This window comes from Pseudomonas migulae, from assembly GCF_024169315.1.
Lineage (GTDB): Bacteria > Pseudomonadota > Gammaproteobacteria > Pseudomonadales > Pseudomonadaceae > Aquipseudomonas > Aquipseudomonas migulae_B.
Genome location: NZ_JALJWR010000001.1, coordinates 6098546 through 6120939 on the forward strand (window position 1 = coordinate 6098546; position 22394 = coordinate 6120939).

At 60.4% G+C, this 22394-nt stretch carries 24 protein-coding genes and 1 tRNA gene; 6 read left to right on the forward strand and 19 right to left on the reverse strand.

What is annotated here, in order from left to right; all coding sequences use genetic code 11:
• The first annotated feature begins 109 nt into the window (after nucleotides 1-109).
• Nucleotides 110-937, forward strand: a complete 828-nt coding sequence (locus J2Y86_RS28055; protein WP_253439229.1) for an arylamine N-acetyltransferase family protein — start codon at nucleotides 110-112, stop codon at nucleotides 935-937.
• Here the strand turns inward: J2Y86_RS28055 and J2Y86_RS28060 are convergent.
• Both J2Y86_RS28060 and J2Y86_RS28065 read right to left on the reverse strand, forming a co-directional pair.
• Nucleotides 934-1251 (reverse strand): BrnA antitoxin family protein, encoded by a 318-nt coding sequence (locus J2Y86_RS28060; protein WP_253439234.1) that lies wholly within the window; start codon nucleotides 1249-1251, stop codon nucleotides 934-936. The genes J2Y86_RS28055 and J2Y86_RS28060 overlap by 4 nt on opposite strands.
• Before the next feature lie 3 nt (nucleotides 1252-1254).
• Nucleotides 1255-1536 carry a BrnT family toxin gene (locus J2Y86_RS28065; protein WP_253439237.1) on the reverse strand — a complete coding sequence of 94 codons (282 nt, stop codon included), beginning with the start codon at nucleotides 1534-1536 and terminating at the stop codon, nucleotides 1255-1257.
• Between the two features lie 257 nt (nucleotides 1537-1793).
• On the opposite strand from J2Y86_RS28065, the gene J2Y86_RS28070 reads away from it, so the two are divergent.
• Nucleotides 1794-3311, forward strand: a complete 1518-nt coding sequence (locus J2Y86_RS28070; protein ID WP_253439240.1) for a nucleobase:cation symporter-2 family protein — start codon at nucleotides 1794-1796, stop codon at nucleotides 3309-3311.
• Nucleotides 3312-3373: 62 nt separating this feature from the next.
• On the opposite strand, the gene J2Y86_RS28075 is transcribed toward J2Y86_RS28070, so the two are convergent.
• The 15 genes from J2Y86_RS28075 to antA all read right to left on the reverse strand — a co-directional run bounded on the left by J2Y86_RS28075 (nucleotide 3374) and on the right by antA (nucleotide 17394).
• Nucleotides 3374-4606, reverse strand: a complete 1233-nt coding sequence (locus J2Y86_RS28075; RefSeq protein ID WP_253439243.1) for a dienelactone hydrolase family protein — start codon at nucleotides 4604-4606, stop codon at nucleotides 3374-3376.
• A gap of 28 nt (nucleotides 4607-4634) precedes the next feature.
• The gene (locus tag J2Y86_RS28080) at nucleotides 4635-5423 is read right to left on the reverse strand and encodes an SDR family oxidoreductase (protein WP_253439247.1); all 789 of its coding nucleotides are present in this window, start codon (nucleotides 5421-5423) and stop codon (nucleotides 4635-4637) included.
• Nucleotides 5420-6013 (reverse strand): cysteine hydrolase family protein, encoded by a 594-nt coding sequence (locus tag J2Y86_RS28085; RefSeq protein ID WP_253439250.1) that lies wholly within the window; start codon nucleotides 6011-6013, stop codon nucleotides 5420-5422. Before J2Y86_RS28085 ends, J2Y86_RS28080 begins: the two co-directional genes overlap by 4 nt.
• Complete coding sequence (locus J2Y86_RS28090; protein ID WP_253439253.1) at nucleotides 6013-6546, reverse strand: aromatic-ring-hydroxylating dioxygenase subunit beta; 534 nt, start codon at nucleotides 6544-6546, stop codon at nucleotides 6013-6015. The genes J2Y86_RS28085 and J2Y86_RS28090 overlap by 1 nt, the downstream gene beginning before the upstream one ends.
• Nucleotides 6536-7867 (reverse strand): aromatic ring-hydroxylating dioxygenase subunit alpha, encoded by a 1332-nt coding sequence (locus tag J2Y86_RS28095; protein WP_253439255.1) that lies wholly within the window; start codon nucleotides 7865-7867, stop codon nucleotides 6536-6538. Before J2Y86_RS28095 ends, J2Y86_RS28090 begins: the two co-directional genes overlap by 11 nt.
• Nucleotides 7868-7884: 17 nt before the next feature.
• Nucleotides 7885-8829, reverse strand: coding sequence for a PDR/VanB family oxidoreductase (locus J2Y86_RS28100; RefSeq protein WP_253439257.1), 945 nt, complete (start codon nucleotides 8827-8829; stop codon nucleotides 7885-7887).
• A 129-nt stretch (nucleotides 8830-8958) separates the two neighbouring features.
• On the reverse strand, nucleotides 8959-9753 hold the full coding sequence (locus J2Y86_RS28105; protein ID WP_253439259.1) for an alpha/beta hydrolase: 795 nt from the start codon (nucleotides 9751-9753) through the stop codon (nucleotides 8959-8961).
• Nucleotides 9754-9759: 6 nt separating this feature from the next.
• Entirely contained in the window at nucleotides 9760-10446 is a 687-nt protein-coding gene (locus tag J2Y86_RS28110) for an ABC transporter ATP-binding protein (RefSeq protein ID WP_150631566.1), read from the reverse strand.
• The gene (locus tag J2Y86_RS28115; protein WP_253439261.1) at nucleotides 10439-11188 is read right to left on the reverse strand and encodes an ABC transporter ATP-binding protein; all 750 of its coding nucleotides are present in this window, start codon (nucleotides 11186-11188) and stop codon (nucleotides 10439-10441) included. Before J2Y86_RS28115 ends, J2Y86_RS28110 begins: the two co-directional genes overlap by 8 nt.
• Nucleotides 11185-12201 carry a branched-chain amino acid ABC transporter permease gene (locus J2Y86_RS28120; protein WP_253439263.1) on the reverse strand — a complete coding sequence of 339 codons (1017 nt, stop codon included), beginning with the start codon at nucleotides 12199-12201 and terminating at the stop codon, nucleotides 11185-11187. Before J2Y86_RS28120 ends, J2Y86_RS28115 begins: the two co-directional genes overlap by 4 nt.
• A gap of 10 nt (nucleotides 12202-12211) precedes the next feature.
• On the reverse strand, nucleotides 12212-13123 hold the full coding sequence (locus J2Y86_RS28125) for a branched-chain amino acid ABC transporter permease (protein WP_253439265.1): 912 nt from the start codon (nucleotides 13121-13123) through the stop codon (nucleotides 12212-12214).
• Between the two features lie 66 nt (nucleotides 13124-13189).
• Entirely contained in the window at nucleotides 13190-14350 is a 1161-nt protein-coding gene (locus tag J2Y86_RS28130; RefSeq protein ID WP_253439267.1) for an ABC transporter substrate-binding protein, read from the reverse strand.
• 104 nt (nucleotides 14351-14454) lie between these two features.
• On the reverse strand, nucleotides 14455-15477 hold the full coding sequence (antC, locus tag J2Y86_RS28135) for an anthranilate 1,2-dioxygenase electron transfer component AntC (RefSeq protein ID WP_253439269.1): 1023 nt from the start codon (nucleotides 15475-15477) through the stop codon (nucleotides 14455-14457).
• Between the two features lie 19 nt (nucleotides 15478-15496).
• Nucleotides 15497-15988: an anthranilate 1,2-dioxygenase small subunit gene (gene antB / locus J2Y86_RS28140; protein ID WP_253439271.1), complete on the reverse strand. Its 492-nt coding sequence runs from the start codon at nucleotides 15986-15988 to the stop codon at nucleotides 15497-15499.
• A 2-nt stretch (nucleotides 15989-15990) separates the two neighbouring features.
• Nucleotides 15991-17394, reverse strand: a complete 1404-nt coding sequence (gene antA, locus J2Y86_RS28145) for an anthranilate 1,2-dioxygenase large subunit (protein WP_253439274.1) — start codon at nucleotides 17392-17394, stop codon at nucleotides 15991-15993.
• Between the two features lie 359 nt (nucleotides 17395-17753).
• Here antA and J2Y86_RS28150 point away from each other — a divergent pair, with 359 nt between their 5' ends.
• The 3 genes from J2Y86_RS28150 (at nucleotide 17754) to J2Y86_RS28160 (ending at nucleotide 21274) form a co-directional block, all read left to right on the forward strand.
• Nucleotides 17754-19004, forward strand: a complete 1251-nt coding sequence (locus tag J2Y86_RS28150; protein WP_031319027.1) for an OprD family porin — start codon at nucleotides 17754-17756, stop codon at nucleotides 19002-19004.
• A gap of 259 nt (nucleotides 19005-19263) precedes the next feature.
• Nucleotides 19264-20277, forward strand: a complete 1014-nt coding sequence (locus J2Y86_RS28155; protein WP_253439276.1) for an AraC family transcriptional regulator — start codon at nucleotides 19264-19266, stop codon at nucleotides 20275-20277.
• A gap of 1 nt (nucleotide 20278) precedes the next feature.
• Complete coding sequence (locus J2Y86_RS28160; protein WP_253439278.1) at nucleotides 20279-21274, forward strand: AraC family transcriptional regulator; 996 nt, start codon at nucleotides 20279-20281, stop codon at nucleotides 21272-21274.
• A 158-nt stretch (nucleotides 21275-21432) separates the two neighbouring features.
• Here J2Y86_RS28160 and J2Y86_RS28165 read toward each other — a convergent pair.
• Nucleotides 21433-21508, reverse strand: a tRNA-Asn gene (locus J2Y86_RS28165).
• Nucleotides 21509-21726: 218 nt separating this feature from the next.
• Here J2Y86_RS28165 and J2Y86_RS28170 point away from each other — a divergent pair.
• On the forward strand, nucleotides 21727-21957 hold the full coding sequence (locus tag J2Y86_RS28170; protein WP_008007186.1) for a hypothetical protein: 231 nt from the start codon (nucleotides 21727-21729) through the stop codon (nucleotides 21955-21957).
• Here J2Y86_RS28170 and J2Y86_RS28175 read toward each other — a convergent pair.
• A complete protein-coding gene (locus tag J2Y86_RS28175) occupies nucleotides 21954-22163 on the reverse strand; it encodes a hypothetical protein (RefSeq protein ID WP_253439280.1) in 210 nt (69 codons plus the stop codon). The genes J2Y86_RS28170 and J2Y86_RS28175 overlap by 4 nt on opposite strands.
• Between the last annotated feature and the right edge of the window lie 231 nt (nucleotides 22164-22394).

Here is a 22394-nt window from a genome sequence, read left to right on the forward strand (position 1 = left end):
ACCGCGTGGGGCGATTGGCGAAATCAATTGTCGGTCGGACCGCTTTTTCCCTTATACATGGCGCCCATCGGCGGAGAGATCCGCGGCCCCAATGCATAAGGATCGAGCAATGAGCGAGCCACGCCTGAGCAATCTTGCGTTGTACCTGCAACGTCTGGGTTTCGACGCGCCACCGGTGCCCACTCTGGAAACCCTGCGTCAGTTGCAGCTTCGTCACACCGGCGTGTTCCCGTTCGAGAACCTCACCACATTGTCTGGCGAGCCGGTACTCATCGACTTGCCGTCCATCGAGCAAAAAATCCTGCACGATGGCCGCGGTGGTTATTGCTACGAACTCAACAACCTGTTCCTGGCCCTGCTTCAGGCGTTGGGCTTCGACGCTTGCGGCATATCCGGCCGCGTGGTCATGGGCCAACCCGAGGGCGCGTGGACCGCGCGTACGCACCGCTTGAGCCTGGTTACCCTGGAGGGCGTGCGCTACATCACTGATGTGGGTTTCGGCGGTATGGTCCCCACCGCACCGCTGCTGCTCGACACTCCGGCCGAGCAACTCACCCCTCACGAACCCTATCGGATCGAACGCCACGAAGACGGCTACACCCTGCGCGCTAACGTCGCCGGTGAGTGGCGGGCGATGTACATCTTCGACCTGCAACGCCAGGAAGACATCGATTACACCGTCGGCAACTGGTATGTCTCAACCCATCCCGAATCGTCCTTTGCCAAACAGCTGATGGTGGCGCGGACGGGGGAAGGTTGGCGGCGTACGCTGAACAATGGCAGTTTTGCGATCCACCGGATCGGCAGCGAGAGCGAGCGGTGGCAGATCTCGCAGGTGGCTGATCTGGTCCGGTTGCTGGAGAGCGAGTTCGGGATCCGGGTGCCTGAGCATGCACATTTGAAGCAGGTGCTTGGGCGGTTGATCGCGCCGGCCTAGGGGCGAGCGTCAGGCTCCATCATTTGCCGGATTTCGTTGACGGCATCCAGCAACTTTTTCTCCAGGCTTTTCAGGTCGGAGGGCGTTATCCCTTTTTTGAGATGCCCGGTCTCGGCAGATTTGTTTTTGTCGCTGAGCAATGCGTGTCGCAGCGTGTTGTTGATCACCGTCTGGTAGCCATACCCCTCGCTTTCCGCGAGCGCGCGAGCGGCCTCTATGACCGCTTCATCCAGCATGATGGTGATGCGGGTTTTACCTTTGCCCGGGGCAACCGCCCCTCGCTTGGCACTGCTGAAGTCGTACTCATCTTTCATTACTCAAGCCTCCAGATATTGGCGACGCTCGTTTTTCGTGGCGAGACGCGCGGAAATGATTCGAACGAAATTCGGATCGCGGTAGGTGTACACAACGACCAGCAAGCGACACCTGGCGTCCAGCTCCATGGTGATCCATCGTTGCTCATCATGAAGATCATCCTCAAGCGTCAGTGCTCGTTCGTCATGGAGCACGGCCTCAGTCTCGGCGAGGCTGATGCCTTTATGCTTCAGTTTGTTCGCCGCGTTTTTTGCCTTGTGATACTGAATTTCGAATGACTTCATTATGCATACTTTATATGTATAAAAAAGAGGGCGACCACTACCGGTGGTCGCCAGGAATTCAAAAGACTAGCGGGAGATGCGAGGGGGCCCGGGAGGGATATATTTCAAGGTTTATTGAAGGATGCCGAGGGTGAGCCGCGGTCGGGGATGGACACATGTCCATAATCTGACCGGTGAGTTGTATACAACTCTATAGACATTTGTCCTGAGTCTTGCATACAGTGTGCGCATAACAAAAACCAGGGAACCCCCCAACCATGAAAACGCCCCATGTTTCACACCAACGGCCTGAGGACGAAAACCTCGGGGTCGGCGCGAATATGGCTTACGGCCTGCAACATGTTCTGACCATGTATGGCGGTATCGTCGCTGTGCCTTTGATCATCGGCCAGGCGGCCGGGCTCTCGCCGGCGGACATCGGTTTGTTGATTGCTGCTTCATTGTTTGCGGGGGGCTTGGCGACATTGCTGCAGACCCTCGGTTTACCGTTTTTCGGTTGTCAGTTGCCGCTGGTGCAGGGCGTCTCGTTCTCCGGCGTCGCGACCATGGTGGCGATCGTCAGCAGTGGCGGGGAGGGCGGGTTTCAGTCGATTCTCGGGGCGGTGATTGCCGCATCGCTGATCGGATTGCTGATCACCCCCGTATTCTCGCGAATCACCAAGTTTTTCCCGCCACTGGTGACGGGCATCGTCATCACGACCATTGGCCTGACGCTGATGCCGGTGGCCGCGCGCTGGGCCATGGGCGGCAACAGCCATGCGCCGGATTTCGGCAGCATGGCGAACATCGGTCTGGCAGCGGTGACGCTGGTGCTGGTGCTGTTACTGAGCAAGATCGGCAGCGCGACGATCTCCCGTTTGTCGATCCTGCTGGCGATGGTCATCGGCACGATCATCGCGGTGTTTCTCGGCATGGCGGACTTCTCGTCCGTCACGCAAGGCCCGATGTTCGGCTTCCCGACGCCGTTCCATTTCGGCATGCCGACCTTCCACTTTGCTGCGATCCTGTCGATGTGCATCGTGGTCATGGTGACACTGGTGGAAACCTCGGCGGACATCCTCGCGGTCGGTGAAATCATCGACACCAAGGTCGACTCCAAACGCTTGGGCAACGGTTTGCGCGCGGACATGCTGTCGAGCATGATCGCGCCGATCTTCGGCTCCTTCACCCAAAGCGCGTTCGCTCAGAACGTCGGACTGGTAGCGGTGACCGGGATCAAGAGCCGCTTCGTGGTGGCTACCGGCGGGTTGTTCCTGGTGATCCTGGGTCTGTTGCCTTTCATGGGCCGGGTCATCGCCGCCGTGCCGACTTCCGTGCTGGGTGGTGCCGGTATCGTGCTGTTCGGCACCGTCGCGGCCAGCGGCATTCGCACGCTGTCCAAGGTGGATTACCGCAACAACGTCAACCTGATCATCGTCGCCACCTCCATCGGTTTCGGCATGATCCCCATCGCCGCGCCGAATTTCTACGACCACTTCCCAAGCTGGTTCGCCACGATCTTCCACTCGGGCATCAGCTCCTCGGCGATCATGGCCATCGTGCTGAACCTGGCCTTCAACCACCTCACCGCCGGCAACTCGGATCAACAGTCGGTGTTTGCAGCCGGTACTGAACGGGTCCTGCGTTATCAGGATCTCGCGGCGTTGCGCGAAGGGGATTATTTCAGCGAAGGCAAGTTGCATGACTGCGACGGGAAAGAGATCCCGGTGGTGGAGGCGGACCATGGACATGGAGAGCCTCGGGCGGTGCATGCGAAAAGCAGTGAACATGTCTGACGTTTGATTGAAAAAAAGGCCGATCTGTCGAATGACAGATCGGCCTTTTTCATTGTCGGTCTCTATTGCCCGCTTTGCGTCCAGCGCCCCATCAACGTATTGGACGGCAGTTGTTCATCCAACAGCTTTCTCGCCGTTTCCACTCCCGCCACCGGCAGCCCTTCAGGGTTTAACAAACCAATCTGCACCAGCACGCTGGCCTGGTCCCAGTAGATATGCTCGTGGTACAGCTTGTCCCCCCGGAACTTGATCACCCCCAGCATCGGAATCTCGACGTACTGACCGGTCGGTGCGACGTTGGGCAGCATCCAGTCGATTTCAGTGCTGTGGGTGAAACACATGATGAATTCATCCACGATCTGCAGTGCGCCGATGGTGCGGGAAATAGGGATGAGCTTCATGTCCGGCGGGTTGCCGTGGACAAAATGGTGTTGATAGAAGCGGCTGAGTTCCCTGGCGCCGACGCCGCCGGTCATGGTCGGGATATGGTTGACATAGGGTTCGGCGACCATGGTCGCCATGGTGGCGGGCACGTCACGGGTCTCGAATTCGTGGCGAATATGTTCTTCCCACAGGGCCGACAGGTTGAAGTGGGGACCGATCTCGCGCTTGAGCGCGGCAATGCTGCGTTCATGGGCCATCAGCGAGGCTGGCTTGTCGTAGTGTGAGCTCCCGGCCCGGGCGAAGGCATGGTCGACGCCGGGGTACACGTAGATTTCAGCTTTGTCGTTGCCGGCCAGGTGCTGGTTGATCCGGTCACGGGCATTGGCGTCGCAGTAGCCATCGTTCTCGGCAAAATGCAGTACCAGCCGGCCCGTGAGGTTTTCCGATTCGTGCAGCAGGTGTTCGATACCCATGCCGTAGTAGCCGACCGAACAGGCCACATCGGTGCGCGCGGCGGTTAGCCAGGCCAGTTTGCCGCCCATGCAGAAGCCGACATAACCCAGGCCCGAACCTTCGACTTCAGGCAGGGCACGCAGGGCTTTGAAGCTGGCGTCGATATCGGTGATTGCCTTGTCCACGTCCAGGCGCTGAAACAGGTCGATGGCAACGGCAAAATCCGCTTCGGTGTAGCCCAGGTCCACGCCCGGTTGCAGGCGCCAGAACAGGTCCGGCACCAGTGCCACGTAGCCCTCTTCGGCATAGAAATCGGCCACCGCGCGCATATTGGCGTTGACCCCGAAAATCTCCTGGCCGATCACCACCCCGGGGCCCTTACCGCTGGCCGGCAGGGCCAGGTAACCGCTGAACGTGGCGTTGTTGTCCGTTGCCCGGATCTCAATCATCTTGCCCATGTTGTCTACCTCATTCGGTTATCAGGTTTTATTGGCTGTCACGGTGTTGTTGAAACCACACTCGCGGCGACACGCCACGGTCTGGCCCCAGGATCGAAAAACCGCCGTCTACCGGTACGTCGACACCGGTCATCCAGCCTGCACCGGCGCTGCATAGAAAAGCCACCACGCTTGCTACCTCATGGCCCCGTCCAATACGCCCGAGCGGGTGAAAGGGGGCTCCAACCCGATCGGCCAGCTGCGGATCGTTGCCGCTGAGGTCGGCGACGCTGGGCGACCAGGTCCAGGCCGGGGATACGCTCAGCACCCGGACTTGCTCCGGGGCCAGGGTCATGGCCAGGTTTTTCGTCAGTTGCAGGATGCCGGCCTTGGAGGCGGGGTAGAGTGCACGCCCGGCGGCGCCGAATTTGCCACCGGTACTGCCAATGTTAATCACCACGCCGCCACTGGGCAGATGCACGGCGGCCTTCTGGGTAAAGATTGCCGCTGACACCAGATTGACGTTCAGGGTTTTCAGCCACTGTGCGCGGTCAGAAGCCAGTCCCTGATCGGCGTACAGGCAAGCGTTGTTGACCAGGATGTCGAGCCTGCCGAAGCGGGCCAGCGTGGCCGTGATGCATGCGTCGATATCTTCGTCGCGCTCCACGTCGCAGGCTGAAAACCCGCAACCCATTGCTTGCGCCAATGCCTGACCGCTGTCGGCATTACGCCCCACCAGCATCACTCGAGCCCCCTCGGCCAACAGCTGCCGAGCGATGTCCAGACCCAGTCCCTGAGTACTGCCGGTCACAATCGCCACTTTGCCTTCGAGCATCATCGCAAGACCTCCAGGGCTTCCTTGACGTGGCTGATACGGGCGATCAGCGCCATGCTCGCCAGCGAGGCCGCATGTGTGCCGCTGTCCGCGCTGGCGCAGGCATCTGCCGCCACCGTCACTTCGAATCCGCAATCCACCGCATGGCGCACTGTGCTCTCCACCACCGAGTGGGTCGCCACGCCAGCGATCAACAGGTGCGAAGGATTGAGCTGGCGCACCAAAGTTTCCAGCGGTGAACCATAAAAAGCATTGATCCGGTTGTGGGTGACGACGAACTCATGGCGGCTGTCCAGAGGCGCCAGCGCGCTGAAAAACTCCGCTCCCCAACTGCCTTCCCGGGCAGCACCAAGGGTGGCGACAGTGCGCAGAATCGGCGCGTTCTGGATCAGGTCGGCATAGTCCGGTCGGAACGCTACGCGCACGTGAACGATCGGCCAGCCCTTGGCGCGTGCGCCGGCCAGTAATCTGCCGGCGGCGTCGAGCAGTGGAGCACGCAGGCTGTCATCAGATCCCAGCCCGACCCTGATCTTGCCGTCGGGGTGCAACACGTCATTCTGATAGTGCAGGGCGATCACCACCGGCGCGTTCATCACACGAATACCTCAAGGTTGGCGAACACATCGTTGCAGTTGATGAGGTCCACGCGCTTGAGCTGGATCTGCCAGCCACCATCGTCCTGAGCGGCCAGTTTATAGATGTAGCGACCAGCCAGCTGGCGTTGTTCCAGGCGCCACTCGCTGTACTGGAAGCTGGCGCTGACCACCAGCAGACCCTGGGCGTCGAGACCCTCGACCATCACATTGCCGACCATGTGCGCGGTCTGGGTCTGCGGTTGCTGGGACCAGTTGCGGGCGTTTTCCACCCGCCGGATCCGCACCTCACGCAGCATGCGGTTTTCCCAGAACAGCGAGATATGATCGAACGGGTTGGCTTGCTCGTGCTTGTGCGGCACCCAGTACATGCCGGTGTCGGTGAACAGCTTGTCCCACTCCCAGAAACGCCGCTCATCCAGCAGGCGCGCCTCCTGATAAAGAAACTGTTCGATCTGGCGCAGGGTCTCGACGGGAACCTGGGCGGGAGTCAACTGGCGGGTGTCGACGTCGACTCGGCGGTCAAGCAGCATGGGTGCTCTCCTTGGCGATCAGGGTGGCGGTCATGAACTGTTTCCAGGCGGCGAACTGGTTGCGCATCGGCAGTTCGCTGGTGCCGTTGGTGGACACCGCGCCGTCTTCCAACGGCTTATCGGTACCGACGTAGCGGTGCATGCTGATCCACTCGCCACCGCGGGTCATGTTGCCTTCCTGGCAGCGGGCATAGACTTCGACGTCGTCAGGCATCACGTTGGAGGAGGGCGAGTTGATGACGTTGGCGTAGGTCAGCGCGCGGTCGAACACGGCATCCGGCGCGCCTTTGCAGCGGAAGGTCTGGATCTCGACCATGGTCTGGTCCACGGCGATCGGGCGGATCACCCGGAACTGCATGAACACGGTGTGCGGCGAACCGCTGCCGTAGATCACCGTGTTGTGGCGGTTCATGCCGAGAATTTCCTTGGCGCGCTGGTCGCCGTAGGCCTGGCTCAGGCATTCGAAGTGAGCGCGTGAAACTTCATCGCGCTCGGCGGCGCTCGGGTCGAAGATCGCTTCCATGTAGCCGTGGCCGTTGTGGTAGGCGCGCAGTTCGAGTTTTTCCCAGAAGTCGTAGGGTTCGCCATTGCCGTCCATGATCAGCAGTTCGAAGGGCATTTCACCGATGGCCTGGGCTTCGTCACGCGCTGCGTCTACCGATGATTCGTGGGTCACACGGGCGTGCATGGTGTCGTGCAGGTTCTCGTAGAACACTTTCCAGTTTGAGCGTTGCTGAACTCGGAAGATACCGCCGGCCACCTCGACTTCGCCGACCGGTGAACGGTCGCAGAGGTTGTCGATGGAGGTGATGACGCCACCCAGAAACGCTTTCAGGTCCGGTCCGAACGCCGCCTGGCTGGCGAATACGAAGCCGCGATAGGTCTCGACGCGGGCAAGGCTGACCATGGAGAAATCCGGGTGTTTGGGGTCGTAGCAGGTGCCTTCGAAACCGCTCTTGAGCGGTGCCGACAAATGCTGGCCGTCGAGTTTGAAGGTCCAGGCGTGATACGGGCAGCGGAAGAATTTGCCGACACTGCCGTCACCGTCGGCCACCAGTTTGGCGCCCTTGTGCGGGCAGCGGTTGTACAGCACGCTGACCTGCTGGTTGGCGCCGCGCACCATGATCACGTCCTGATCACCGATACGCGTGGTGTGGTAGTCGCCGGGGTTCTTGACCTGGCTTTCATGGCCGACGTAGATCCAGGCGTTGCCGTAGATGCGCTCCATCTCCAGCTTGAACAGGGTCGGGTCGGTGTAGACGCTCTTGTGGACGCTGTCCTCACGGATCAAGGCTGCAATTTGCTCGTTGGTCGGTATCACGGGATGTCCTCGGTTTGTCACAGATCGAGCACCAGCAGCGCGCTGCGGGCACGGGAGACACAAGTGCAAAAACTGCCGCTGGCGCGGTCACGGTCTGACAGACAGATGTCGCGGTGATCGGGCTGACCGTCGATGACCTGGGCGACGCACACGCCGCAGTCACCCCGTCGGCAGTCGAACATCGGGTCCAGGCCGGCCTGGAGCATGGCGTCCAGCACGCTTTGCCCGGCGGCCACTTGCAGGCTCACGCCGCGTTCGCGCAGGTGCACTTCAAAGCCTTGATCGCCGGCCATTTCCAGGGCGCCGCTGAACAGTTCGTAATGCAGGTGATCTTCTGCCCAACCCTGTTCGCGAGCGCAGGCCAGCACGCTGTTGAGCAGGGCGGTCGGGCCGCAGATATAGAGGTGCAGGCCGGGTCTTGGCGCGGTCAGGATTGCAGCAGCAGGAAGGCGCTTTTGCGGGTCGCCGCCGCTGATCCAGCAATGGTTGTCCTGGCAGGCGCGGGCCTCTGGCAGATAGGCCATCTGTGCTTCATCGCGACCGGCGTAGTGCAGGGTGAAGGGCTTGCCCGCTGCTCGCAGCGACCGGGCCATGCCAAGCATGGGCGTGATGCCGATGCCGCCGGCGATCAGCAGTGCATGTTCGGTGTGCTCATGCAGTGGAAAGTGGTTGCGTGGCGATTCGGCCAGCAGTTCATCGCCGACCTTGAGCGAGTGCACCCAACGCGATCCACCTGTACTCGACACTTCGAGCTGGACGGCGATTTCGTAGTGCTCGCCGTCGGGCAGGTTGACCAGTGAATAGGCCCGGCGTTGAGTGCGATTGCCGGGTACGTGCAACTCAAGGTGCGCCCCGGCGGTGAAACCCGGCAGTGGCCGGGCGTCGCTGGATACCAGCAGGACGCGGCGGATTCTGGGGGTCAATAGCTCGATGTGTTCGACCCTGAGCGAGAGGCTGGACATACGCAATTCCTGTCTGAATTCGTAGCCACTGTATGAAGCTTGAGGAGGGCAAAAAAGCCGTTAAAGGCAAACCGGTATCCACTTCTGGCGAGAGTGAATTGCAGGAGCGAGCGCGCTCCTGCAGGCAGGCTAACGCTTGAGGTGCACAAGCAGGGCCCGCAGGTGTTCGCCATCCGCCTGGGCCAGATCGTCCAACACAGCGAAGTGATGACACCCTGCAAGTTCGACCAGGCTCACGGTCTGCCCGGCTTCGCGACAGGCACTGGCGTACTCGCGCGAATGTCGAATCAACTCCGGCAACTCATTCGCGCCCACGGTCACCAGCAATGGTGCGCCATCGCCGATCAACCTTTGCGGGCTAAAGCGTTGGATATCTTCTTGGCTCAGTTGCAGCTTGTCGTTCAACCAGGTGCGGCTGATGGGTTCAAGCTCCATCAGGCCGCTGATCGGCAGGGCAAGGGTCACTAGCGGATGTCGGCGATGCAGCGCGGTCAGATGGCCTCCCGCCGAGTGCCCGCAAAGCACCACCTGTCGACCGATGTTCAAGGCTTCACGGTGCGCCATCAGGTGGTCCAGTGCGTTGCCGATCTGTCCGACGATGGTGCCCATGCTCGCCTCGGGCGCCAGGGTGTACTCGAGCAGTCCGACGTTGAAGCCTGCCTCGATCAGCCCTTCGGCAATGAAGGCGTAGTCGTCCTTGTCCGAGGCCTGCCAGTAACCGCCATGAATGAACAGCAGCGTCGGCGCCCCGGCATCCGCGTGGGCATACCAGTCGAAACGCTCGCGCATGCCATTGCCATAGGACATGCCACGCTGCCAGGCGTGGCTTGCATAGGTCTCGGCGCTGCGCTGGCGAAAACGCTGCATGATCTGTGGAAAATCACCCACCGCTGCGACGTTGTTGTAAGCCTGATCGAGGTCCATGGCTGCTCACACTCCCAGATAGCGTTGCGAAAGTTCGGGTTGAGCCGCTAGCTCCACAGGCGTGCCATCCCAGACCTGCCGTCCTTTCTCAATGATGTGATGACGGTCGACTACCCGTGCCATTTCCTTGAGATTCTTGTCGATCACCAGAATCGTCTCACCCTCGGCCTTGAGGGTGGCCAGGCAACGCCAGATCTGCTCGCGGATGATGGGTGCCAGGCCTTCAGTGGCTTCGTCGAGAATCAACAGGCTGGGGTTGGTCAGAAGCGCGCGGCCCACCACCAGCATCTGCTGCTCGCCACCGGACAGTGTGCGAGACAGCTGGTCCTGTCGTTCCAGCAAGCGAGGGAACAGTTCATAGACTCGTGCCAGGTCCCACTTGCCCCGCGTGGCGGTGGCCAGCAGATTTTCCCGCACACTCAAAGTGCCGAAGGCGCGGCGGCCCTCGGGCACCAGTCCCAGACCGGCCTTGGCGATGCGATAGGGCGCAGCACCACGCATTTCCGTGCCGTTGATGCGGATGCTGCCGGCGCTGGGCTTGAGCAACCCCATGATCGATTTGACCGTGGTGGTCTTGCCCATGCCGTTACGGCCGATCAATGACACCACCTGGCCCTGCTCGATGCTCAGGTGCATGTCGAACAACACCTGGCTCAAGCCATAGCCCGCTTTCAAGCCTTGAACTTCAAGCATGTTCTTCTCCCAGGTAGGCGGCCCGGACTTGCGGGTCGTTGCGCACTTGTTCAACGCTACCGGTCAGCACTGTCTGACCGTACACCAGGACAGTGATACGGTCGGCGAGGGCGAATACGGCGTCCATGTCATGTTCAACCAGCAGGATTGCGTAGCGGCCCTTGAGGCTGAGCAGCAGCTCGGTCATGCGCGCGGATTCGTCGGCACCCATCCCGGCCATCGGCTCATCGAGCAATAACACCGATGCTTCCTGAGCCAGTGCCAGTGCGATCTCCAGTTGCCGCCGTTCGCCATGGGACAGTTCGTGGACCGGGTCTTGCGCGCGAAGGCCCAGGCCTACCTGCTGCAGGTAGCCCAACGCCGGTTCCAGCAGGCGGGTGTCACGGCTCAGCGGACGCCACATGCCGAACGCCTTGCCCTCGCGGGCAGCGATGGCCAGGGCGACGTTCTCCAGCAAGGTGAACTCGGTGTACAGCTGACTGACCTGGAAGGCCCGCGCCAGTCCAAGGCGCGGCCGCTGCCAGGCCGGTACGCGGGTGATGTCCTGACCGTTGAGATGAATCTGGCCATGGTCGGGGAAAACTTCTCCGGCGATCTGCGCGATCAGTGTGGATTTACCGGCGCCGTTCGGGCCGATGATGGCGTGCAACTCGCCTTTGGCCAGTTCCAGGCTGGCGCCGTTGGTGGCTTTCACCGCGCCGAAGGCCTTGTGCAAATCCTGAATCGACAGTTTTGCGCTCATGGGCGAGCCTCCACGGCGGCGTTCGGTTTGATGGCAAGCACCTTCGGTTTGCGCTGCAGCAGGCTTAACAGCAATCCATAGACGCCTTTCTTGCCGAACAGCACCACCAGCAGTAAGAGCGGGCCGAAAATCAGCATCCAGTGTTCGGTCCACTGGCTCAGCACTTGTTCAAGGCCCAGGTAGGTGGCCGCGCCCAGCAGCGGGCCGAGCAGGGTGCCGACGCCGCCGAGGATCACCATCGCCATCAGTTCGCCGGACTTTTGCCAGGCGCCCATGTCGGGGCTGACGAACAGCGCGTAGTTGGCCCACAGAATTCCCGCCAGGCCACCGCCAGTCCCGGCAATCACAAAGGCCGTCAGTCGATAGCGCAAGGGTTTGAGGCCCAGACTGACGCTGCGCCGCTCGCTCTGCTTGAGCCCGCGCATGACAAAACCGAAACGCGAATTGACCAGCCGCCGGCACAGCAGCAACCAACCGGCCAGCAACGCGACACACAGGTAGTAGAAGTGGTTGGCGTCGCCCAGATCCAGTGCGCCTAAGGCATTGCGCTCGTTGAGCAGGATGCCGTCGTCACCGCCGTACAGCGACAGCGAGCCGAGCACGAAGTAGAGCATCTGGCCGAACGCGAGGGTGATCATGATGAACTGCACCCCGCTGGTACGCAGCGACAGATAACCCACCAGCAACGAAAGCAGCGCGCATACCAGCAGGGCCAGCGGCCACACCACCAGCGCGCTGTTGCTGCCTTCCCAACCCCACAGCGGCATGCCTTGCGACGTGTGGAAGGCAACGATGCCGACGATGTAACCGCCGAGTCCGAAGAATGCGGCATGGCCGAAGCTGACCATGGCGCCGTAGCCGATCAGCAAATCCAGACTGATGGCCGCCATGCCGTAGATCGCAAGGCGGGTGAAGAAGCTGACCAGGTAGGGTTCGTGCAACCAGTGGGCCAGCAGCGGCATGCAGGCGAAGGTCGCCAGGCACGCAAGGTCAATGATAAGGCGTGGTGACATAGCGTTCTCCTCAGGCTCGGGCTGGCAGCAGGCCGCGCGGACGCACCAGCAGCACCAGGGCCATGACGATGTAGGCGCTGGCGGAAATCAGCCCGGCGCTCAGGGTGCCGCTGGTTTCGCTGGGCAGCAGTTGGTCCAGCAGCGGCGGAATGTAGGCACGGCCCAGGCTGTCGACCATGCCGATCAGCAGGGCCCCCACCAACGCGCCGCGCACCGAGCCGACACCGCCGACGACGATGACCACGAAGGTGGTGATCAGGATCTTCTCGCCCATGCCGATTTCCACCGACAGCAGCGGTGCCGCCATGAAGCCGGCCAGGCCGCACAGCACGCAACCGAAGACGAACACCAGGGTGTACAGCCGGGCGATGTTGACGCCCAGCGCGCCGACCATTTCATGGTCGTCGGCACCGGCGCGAATCAGCATGCCCAGGCGCGTGTGGTTGATCAGCAGCCACATGCCGACCGCCACCACCAGCCCTGCAACGATGAACAGCAGCCGGCTGACCGGGTACATCAGCCCCGGCAGCAACTGAACGAAACTTGAATACCATTCGGGCGTGGGCATCGCCGGTGGGCTGCGACCGAAGATCAGGGTCAGCAATTCGTTGCTGAAAAACACCACGGCCAACGTCGCCAGCACCTGATCCAGGTGATCGCGATTGTAGAGGCGACGCATGATCGAGGTTTCAATCAGCGCGCCATAGCAGGCCGAGCCGATCAGCGCGGCCAGGCCACCCAGCCAGAACGACCCGGTGGCCATGGAGGTGTAGGCGGCACAGAAAGCGCCGACCATGTAGAAGGCGCCGTGGGCCAGGTTGATCACGCCCATGATGCCGAAAATGAGGGTCAGGCCTGAGGCCAGCAAAAACAGCAGGGCGCTGTATTGCAGGCCGTTGAGAATTTGTTCGAGCAATAACATGACTGCGTTCCTCACGAAAACGCCCCGCAGCGGTGCTGCAGGGCGAGGACAGGGCTCAGGTGCCGGTCAGATCGAGCATTGAGCGGCGTAGCTGTCGACGTGGCGGGTCGCCAGAGTCTTGATCGGCACTTCGATCAGCTTGCCGTCGGCGCCGGCCTGCACTTGCAGCAGGTACCAGTCGATCACCGGGTGCTGGTTCTGGGCGAAGCTGAAGTCACCGCGAATGGAGTCGAACTTGACGTTCTTCATGGCCGAGCGGAAGGCCGCCTGGTCTTTCAGATTGCCCTGGGAGGTTTTCAGGGCGGCGCCGATCAGTCGTGCCGTGTCGTAGGTCTGGGCGGCATACACCGTCGGGGCGCGCTTGTACTTCTCGGTGAAGGCTTTGACGAAGGCCTGGTTGGCCGGATTGTCCGATTGCGGGTTCCACAGGGTGACGATGTTGGTGCCCTTGGCCACATCGCCGGTGGCGGCGAGCATGCGTTCATCCATGGAGAACACCGGCACCACCATCGGGATTTGCGCCGACAAGCCCGAGCCGCCGTACTGCTTGGCGAAATTGATGCCGCCGCCGCCCGGGTGAAATTGGAAGATCGCATCCGGCGCCAGCGAACGCACGCGCGCCAGTTCCACCGAGAAGTCCAGTTGGTTGAGCTTGGTGTAGATCTCGGTCACTTCGCCCTTGAAAGTACGCTTGAAACCGGCCAGTGCGTCACGGCCGCCCTGATAGTTGGGCGCCAGAATCACCATCTTCTTGTAGCCCAGTTCGTTGGCGGCGACCCCGGCCATCTCGTGCGGGGTGTCGTTCTGGTAGGAGGCGACGAAGTAGTTGGCCATGCACTTTTCACCGGCCAGGGTCGAGGGCGCGGTGTTGTTACTCACGTAGAAACCGTCCTTGGTGGCGGTGTTGATCACGGCCGCCAGCACGTTGGAAAAAATCACCCCGGTGTACAGCGAGATACCATCCAGGCTCATGCGATCGGCAATCTGCTTGGCCTTGGCCGGTTGCAGTCCATCATCTTCCACAATGAGTTGCACCGGCACACCGCCGAGCTTGCCGCCTTCCTGATCGATCGCCAGCTGGAAGCCGTCTCGAGAGTCTTCGCCCAGATAGCCGGCGGGGGTGGAAAGGGTAGTGATGAAGCCGATTCGGACAGGCTCCACGGCCTGGGCAGCCGTCGCTGCGCAGAGGGAGGTTGCCAGACATGCACGCAATACCAGGTTTTTCATGAGGCGGCCTATGAAGTAGGTCGTGCCAACGCACGGTGGATATCGATGAGGGCAGTGATTCAGTGTTCGGTCGGGCCGATTGATTGTTGTTATGGGATGCTGCGTCAGCTGTTGCTTTCGGTGAATTTCTCCAGATAGAGGCGGCTTTGGTCCAGGCCGTGCTGCTGGCGCCAGTCCTTGATCGACTCGACCATCGGCGGCGGGCCGCACAGGTACAGGTCGAACGGCTGGTCGCGCAGTTCGGCCAACTCCAGGTGTTCGGCGATATAGCCGGTCTTGCCCGGCCAGTCGGGGTTGGGATTGCTGACCACAGGCGTGAAACGGAACCCGGGGATGCGTGCGGCATAGGCCTCGATGCGCGAGACCTCGCACAGGTCCGCGGCCTCGCGCACGCCGTAGTACAGGTGCACCGGATGGCCGCAGCCGTGCTGGTCGGCAATCTGGTCGAGCATGCCCAGAAACGCCGACAGCCCGGTGCCACCGGCCACCATCACCAGCGGGCGATCGATGTGGCGCAAATAGAAAGCACCCAGCGGTGCTTCCATGTGGATCACGTCACCGACCTGGCAACGATCGCGCACGTAATCGGTCATCACGCCGCTGGGCAGCAAGCGAATGAGAAACTGCAAGTTGCTGGTGCCCGGCGCGCAGGCAAAGGAATACGAGCGCCGATGCTCGGTGCCCGGTACTTGCAGGCGAGCGTACTGGCCCGGCAGGTAGTCGAGCGCCGCGCCCGCCGCACCGACTTCCACATGCACGATGGCGGTGGTCGGGGAGACCTGTCGTACTTCGCTCACGGTGCCTTGCAGACTGCTCGGGCCGCTGCTGCCGCAGAGACTGGAATCGAAGTCGAAGTAGAAGGCGGCGTCCGACTGCACGCGCGTCTGGCAGGTCAGTATCTTGCGCTCGGCCAAGTCACTGGCCGACAGTGCTTCATCGTCCACATAGTCCTGAGTGTACTGCCCTGATTCGCAGCGGCCCTGGCAGGTCGCGCAAACCCCTTCGCGGCAATCCAACGGAATCTTGATCCCGCTGCGCAGGGCCGCGTCGAGCAGGATTTCATTGTTCTGCACGTTGCAGAAGAGCGTTTTGCCGTCGGCGAAACTGAAGGCGACCTTGTACGTCATGAGCGTTAATCCGCAGGGTTCAGAGATGGTAGAAATCGAGCACGGAGTTGATCGTGTCGTTAAGCAGCACTACGTGTTTACGGGCGATTTTCCAGCTCTCGCCGTCGGGGCGCAGACGGTAGGTGGCGCGGCCGAAGAACTGCTCGGCGGTCTGCATGCGGTAGTACAGGGTGCTCCAGTTGACGTGCACTTCCAGCTCATCGTCCTGTAGCGGCGCAATGCGCACGTTGCTGATCAAGTGCAGGGTGCGCGGCATCGGGATGGTCGACGCCGCTTTGCCGGTGCGAATGCGGAACACCCGGTCTTCCAGGCCGCCGCGGTTGGGGTAGTAGATAAGTGACATGCCTTTTTTCGGGTCGGTGGTGTAGACGTGCTCCGAATCCCATTGCGGCAGGTGGAATTCGCTGTCATCGCTGAACATGGCCAGGTAGGTGTCCCAGTCCTGGGCATCGCAGGCCTCGGCGTTGCGGTAGAGAAATTGCTCGACGCGGTATTGCAGTTGCGAATTCATGTTCACACCTCACGCAGTTTCAACGGTTGTTGTTCGGCCGCCTTGCGCGCCAGGCCTTCCAGCAAAAAGCGCTGCCAGTTGGTGTGCTGGTTGACGTACAGGCCTTCATGGGTGAACTCGGTGCCGGTCAGTGCCGGGGCGATGCCAATCGTTTCGCTGTTGCGGGTGGCGCCTTCGACCCACTTGCCCTGTCCGCGGGAAATGTCGCTCCAGCGTTCCAGGCGCGCCTGGAAGCCACGTTGGGCTTCACGGAACTCCACGAGGTCATCGGGGGTGCCCATGCCGGACACGTTGAAGAAGTCTTCGAACTGACGAATGCGGTTTTCCCGATCGGCGTCCGACTCGCCGACCACGCCCAGGCAGAAGCTGTTGATCTCGGTCTTGTTCCAGGCCAACGGGCGGATGATGCGCAGCTGCGAGCTGATCTGGTCGAGGAAGAACATGCTCGGATAGACGTTCAGATTGCGCAGGCGATGCATCATCCATTCGGCTTTGCCCTGGCCATGTTCCTTGACCAGACGCGGCATGATGGTGGCGTAGCCCGGGCGCACGGCAGGGTTGGGCATGTCGCTGAACAGAAGGCTGTGGCCGTTGTGGAAAGCGAACCAGCCGTCGTCGGTTTCCTTGTCGCCGGCACCCAGCTTGCTGTAGTCCAGGGTGTCGCTGGAACTCAGGCCTTTCTCGGCGTTGACCTGTTGGCGGTGTTGCACGGTGGCCACGTAGTTGTAGTGGACGGTGCTGACGTGGTAACCGTCAAGGCCGTTCTCGTTCTGCAGTTTCCAGTTGCCGTCGTAGGTGTAAGCCGACTTGCCCGGCAGCACTTCGAGCTGACCGGTAGGTGACTGCGCCACCATCATGTCGAAGAACACCTTGGCGTCACCGAGGAAGTCTTCCAGGGTGTCGGTGCCCTCCACGTCGAGGCTGACGAACACGAAGCCGTTATAGCTCTCGATACGGGCCTTCTTCAGGCCGCGGGTAGCCTTGTCGAAGCCTTCGGGGTATTCGCCAGGCGCTTTTACCTTTACCAGCCGGCCGTCGCTTTTGTAGCACCAGGCGTGGAAGGGACAAGTAAAGGTCGACTGGTTGCCCTTGCCAACGCGGGTAAGGGTGGTTCCACGGTGCTGGCAGGCGTTGATCAGGGCATTGAGATGACCTTCACCGTCGCGGGTGATGATCAGCGGCTGGCGGCCGGCACGCAGGGTCATGAAGTCGTGATTGTTGGCGATCTCGCTTTCGTGGCAGGCGTAAATCCAGTTCTTCTCGAAAATCAGTTCCATTTCCAGATCGAACAATTCCGGGTCGGTAAACATATCGCGAGCGATGCGATAAACACCGTCTTCCGGACGGAAGTCCAGGCAACTTTCTATATAGCTTTTCCACTGTTCGATACTTCGTGCAGTTGTCATATCCCAGTCCTCGGCCAATGGGCTAATTCACGCCTTCATTAAATGACGTGGCGATGGACAGGGTCTATCCGCTTATTAGTGGAAACCCATCCGGAAAATAAGCCTTGATCTTGGGTTGCTGGTGATTAAGTCCCGTAAACAATGGGTTTTGTCGCATATGAAGGCTGAGCAAACGGCTAATTTTCTTCCAGTAACGGGATAGCCGCTGAGTAACTTGTTGCGGCTTAATTTCAATCGAAGCACCACCAGAGTGTCTCACTGCAGGTCACTGGAAACTGCCATTGCTCATGGCCCTGGTTTTCACCAGAAGTGCCTTCTATTCATGTGTTGCTCTAAACGCGGCAGGGGGAAGAAATAATATGTTGCATAAAACGTGGTTAGTTCGAGGGATTCAAACAGTTGGCTTGTTGACGCCAATACTGGCACAGGCCGACGTGGTCTCTGACAGCCGGCTGACACTGGGTACCCGCAACTTTTACATCGATCGGGATTTCAAGCAGGACAACCCACCCCATTCGCGGGTGGGCAGTTGGACTCAGGGTTTCGACTTGCGTTTCGCCTCCGGCTATACCGAAGGCCCGGTGCAGTTCGGCCTGGATGCAGAGGTGCAGTATGCCTACAGGCTGGACGGCGGTGGCGGGCGCGGCGATGACTCCATCATCCCTTATAGCCGAAGCCGTCAGGAGCAGGCCGATGAATATGGCCGTGGCGGGGCAACGCTGAAAATGCGCTATTCGAAAACCGAGCTGAAAGTCGGTGAACTGCGGCCGTTACTGCCGGTGGTGATCATTGACGATTCACGTCAGTTGGTTACGACCTATCGCGGTGGCTTGCTCGAATCCAAGGAAATCGACGGCCTGACATTGACCGCCGGGCGGCTGACGCAGATCGGTGCGCGTAACTCCTCCAACTACGAAAAACTGTACCTGCAGACCGGCTCGGGTGTGCGCCACGGCAGTGACGGGCTCAACCTCGCCGGTGCCAGCTATGCCTTCACTCCGTCGCTGACGGGTACTTACTTCTACGCGCAACTGGAAGACATCTACCAGCAGCACTACCTGGGCATCACTCATCTGGCAGACCTGGGCGACGGCTATGCGCTGAAGACCGACCTGCGTTATTTCAACAACAGCGAAGACGGCGACGCTCTCTACGGCGACATTGACAACCGTTCCTATGGCGCCATGACCTCCCTGAAAAAAGGCGGGCACCGCTTCGGCGTGGGGTACCAGCGCATGCTCGGTGACAGCAACTTCCCGACACTGGGCGGTTATGTGCCGCAGCCGTTCCTGGTGAACTGGTCGCGGGTGGCGTTCATCAAACCCAACGAAAAATCCTGGCAACTGCGTTATGACTACGACTTTGCCGCCATGGGTCTGCCGGGTCTGAGCTTCATGACCCGATATTTGAAGGGCAGTTCGGTGGACCGTGGCGACAACCTCAGCCAGGCAGCGGAGCAGGAGCGCAATCTGGTGCTGTCCTACGTGGTGCAAAGCGGTCCGCTCAAAGGCGTGGGCGTGGAGGCCGGCAACGTCGTTGCCAAATTCAGCCACGGCAATGACTGGGTGGAAAACCGCCTGATCACCACTTACACCTGGAAATTTTGGTAACGTCCTGCCCTCAAATCGGACGCAGTTGTGCGCTGAAGTGACGCCTTGGGTAGCGGATTACCCAAGGCGCTGACCATGACCGGCACCGTTGCTGTGCGCATCAACGCCGCACAGCGCGTTCGATATCCTGATAGTTTCTGATTACTAGCCAAAAAATGCGGATATCGCCTGTTCGCACCAGCTGGGCATAGCCCTTGCAAACGTAATGAGAATACGCGCCGAAGAGCGTGTCGATGTCCATTGCCGTGGGTGTACTGAGATGACCGAACCAAATGTTGCCCAGTTTCGAGATATCCGCATAGATCGCTACGACCTGGCCGGTGCCCGGGCGTGGATGGCCGGAATTTGCGGGCCGCACGAACTGCAGACTTCGCAGCCGAACCGGATTCAGTTTCACCACAAGGCCAATGTCTTCAAATCCATGTCCACGACTTTGGGCCGGATGGAATACGGCACTGACGTGACCATTGGCGTCGAGGATGCCGAACACCTCAATTGTTACAGCCTCAGCCTGCCGATTCGCGGCGAGCAGGAGTTGGTCAAGGATGGCCGTCGGTTGTACTCCAATCAGGATCAGGGGCTGATTGTGACGCCGCACGAAACCCAGACACTGAGCATGGCCGGTGACTGTCACAAGATCTCCGTGGTGATAACTCGCATGGCCATGCGCCAGACACTGGAAGGCATGCTGCAACGCCCGCTGGAAATGCCGCTGAAGTTCGAGCCGGTGATGGATGCGGTCAACGGCGCCTCTGCCTCTTGGTGGCGGTTGGCCCGTTACTACATCGATGAACTGGAACGCGGTCACGACCTGTTCAGTCAGGTGTTCTTCACCCGCGATATCGAAAGCGCGCTGATCAAGGGGCTCATCCTTTCCCAGCCCAACAACTACAGTGCCGAGCTTCGTGACCAACTGGGCGTCAAGTTGCCGTATTACCTGGTGCGCGCCAAGGACTTCATAGAAAGCAACGCTCGCGAAGACATCCACCTGGAAGACATCGAGGCGGCGGCAGGTGTGTCCCGCTTCAAACTGTTCGAAGGCTTTCGCAAGCACATGGGCGTCTCGCCCATGGCTTACCTGAAAAAGTTTCGCCTCGGCGCCGTACGTCAGGAAATCCTCGAAGACGCCTCGGTGCGCAACATCTCCGTGATTGCGATGTGCTGGGGTTTTTCGCATCTGGGCCGGTTCGCCAGCGAGTATCGCAAGCTGTTCAACGAAACGCCCAGTGCCACTCTGCAGCGCAGCGAAGCCCGTCGCAATCGGTCGCTTTGACATGGCGACTTTCCATGCGGCCACCGCCAACAGCGTGGGCCTGAACTTGTCGCTGATGTGCCGCGAGCCGGTCTTTACCAGTCGCTCGGCGCAGGAAACCCAGCATTTGATGGGGCAAGCGCTGGTGGAACATGAGCTGGATTGGCCGCGGGGCGGTGTTGATACGGCGTTCTATCGCGGCCAGGTCGCCAGTTGCGAACTGTATGCGCTGCGTTACGGCGGTCAGGTAGAAATCCGGCCGCAGCCTTTCGAAGATTTCGTACTGGTACAGATGCCGCTGCGCGGCAGTGCCACGCTTGAGTCCGACGGCATGGGCTATGCCGTCAGCCCGGGAGAAGTGGCGATTCTGTCTCCGCGCAAGCAGGCTCGAGTGGTGTGGGAGGAGGGCTGCGAGCAACTGATCCTCAAACTGCCACGGGTATTACTCGACGCCAGCCAGAGTGCGCTGGCCGATGACTTGCCATCTGACTTCACGTTAGCGCCGGTCAGCCGTCTGGAACGGCCACTGGCGATGCGCTGGTTTCGTCTGGTCAGTGAGTTGCTGGAGCACTTGCCCGAGGGCGAGTCGAGTACACCGCCTTCACGCTGGTTACAGCATCTGGAGCAAAGCCTGCCGCTGTTTCTGCTCAGCCATTGTGGCGTTGCGCAACAAGCGTCGCCTTCGCCGCGGCAGCCCACCCGTCAACTGCAAAAAATCGACACCTGCATGCGCGAGCACCTTGTTCAAGGCATCTCCCTGGCTGAACTGGCGGTTGCTGTCGGGATGAGTATTCGCAGCTTGAACACCTTATGCCAACGTGAATACGGTCAAAGCCCGATGGACCGCTTGCGCGGATTACGGCTTGAAGCCGCCAGGGAGTACTTGCTGGCGAGGCCGTACACCAGCGTGACAGAGGTAGCGCTGGAGTTCGGGTTCGGGCATGTGGGGCGGTTTGCCAATTACTATCGGCAGCGGTTTGGAGAGTTGCCGAAGCAGACGATGAAGTCTCAGGCATGAGGGGGGATTCCGGTCGGCCTGGCTCAGGTAGCGCAGCCCGATGGCTGCTAGCCAACCTTTAGGGGGATTCACTTGACGGCAATGCCAAAACGAAAAAACCCGCCATAAGGCGGGTTTTTGGTGTTCCGAGATTTTGAAAGCCTTCTCAGAACCTTGTCTGGCTCCACGACCTGGACTCGAACCAGGGACCCAGTGATTAACAGTCACTTGCTCTACCAACTGAGCTATCGCGGAATGGCGTGTATGTTACTGATTCAAAAAGAGAAGTCAAGCACCTGTTAGCAACTTGAGGGATTCATCGGGACAGACGGTGGTTTATCGGCGATTGGCGGTTACCAGAACGGCACCAGAGGTCTACCATGGCCGCCCGGAAGTGGTTACACGCGCTGCCGGCCATTTGCCGAAAAGGTACGCGCCATGAATTACACAGCCCGAAGCAACGAGGTGTTCGCATGAGCATTGCACAGATCAGCCTGCCCAAAGGGGTCGGCCCGCACGCCGAAAAACTGTTCGACGCCATCACTCAGGCCAGCACCGCTGACGAATTGAACCGCGCAGGCGGCAAGGCCGAAGGGTTTGTCCTGGGCCTGGAAAGCACCAAGGCCATCAAAAGCCAGGTCGCCGAATCGCTGTACGTCGCCTATGACGACGCGGCCAGCCAGCGCGCGACCGAACTGGCTTAACCGCCGAAGGTCACGGTGGCGAGCATCAGCTTGGTGTAAAGCAGCGTCGCGCCCAGTTGCACCAGCCACAAGGCCAGGCCGCCGAGAAACACCCCCGCAGCCACTTGCAGCACCAGGTTATTGCTGCGTTTGGCCGGGACGCGGGGGATGAAGTCATTCAGGTCATCCAGGTCATCGCGCTCAGCGCGCAGGTCATCGTTTTTCATGGGCTTCTCTAGATTTTCAGGATGTACACAAAACCCTGTGGGAGCGGGCTTGCTCGCGAAAGCGGTGGGTCAGCTTGCATAAGCGTTGAATGTGCCGACGCTTTCGCGAGCAAGCCCGCTCCCACAATTGATCTGTGTGCAGTCTAGAGGGCTTGGCTGGCGGGTTGAGAATTATCTGAGCCTATAAAAAACGGGAAGCCCAAGGGCTTCCCGTTTTTCGTATTACCGCAC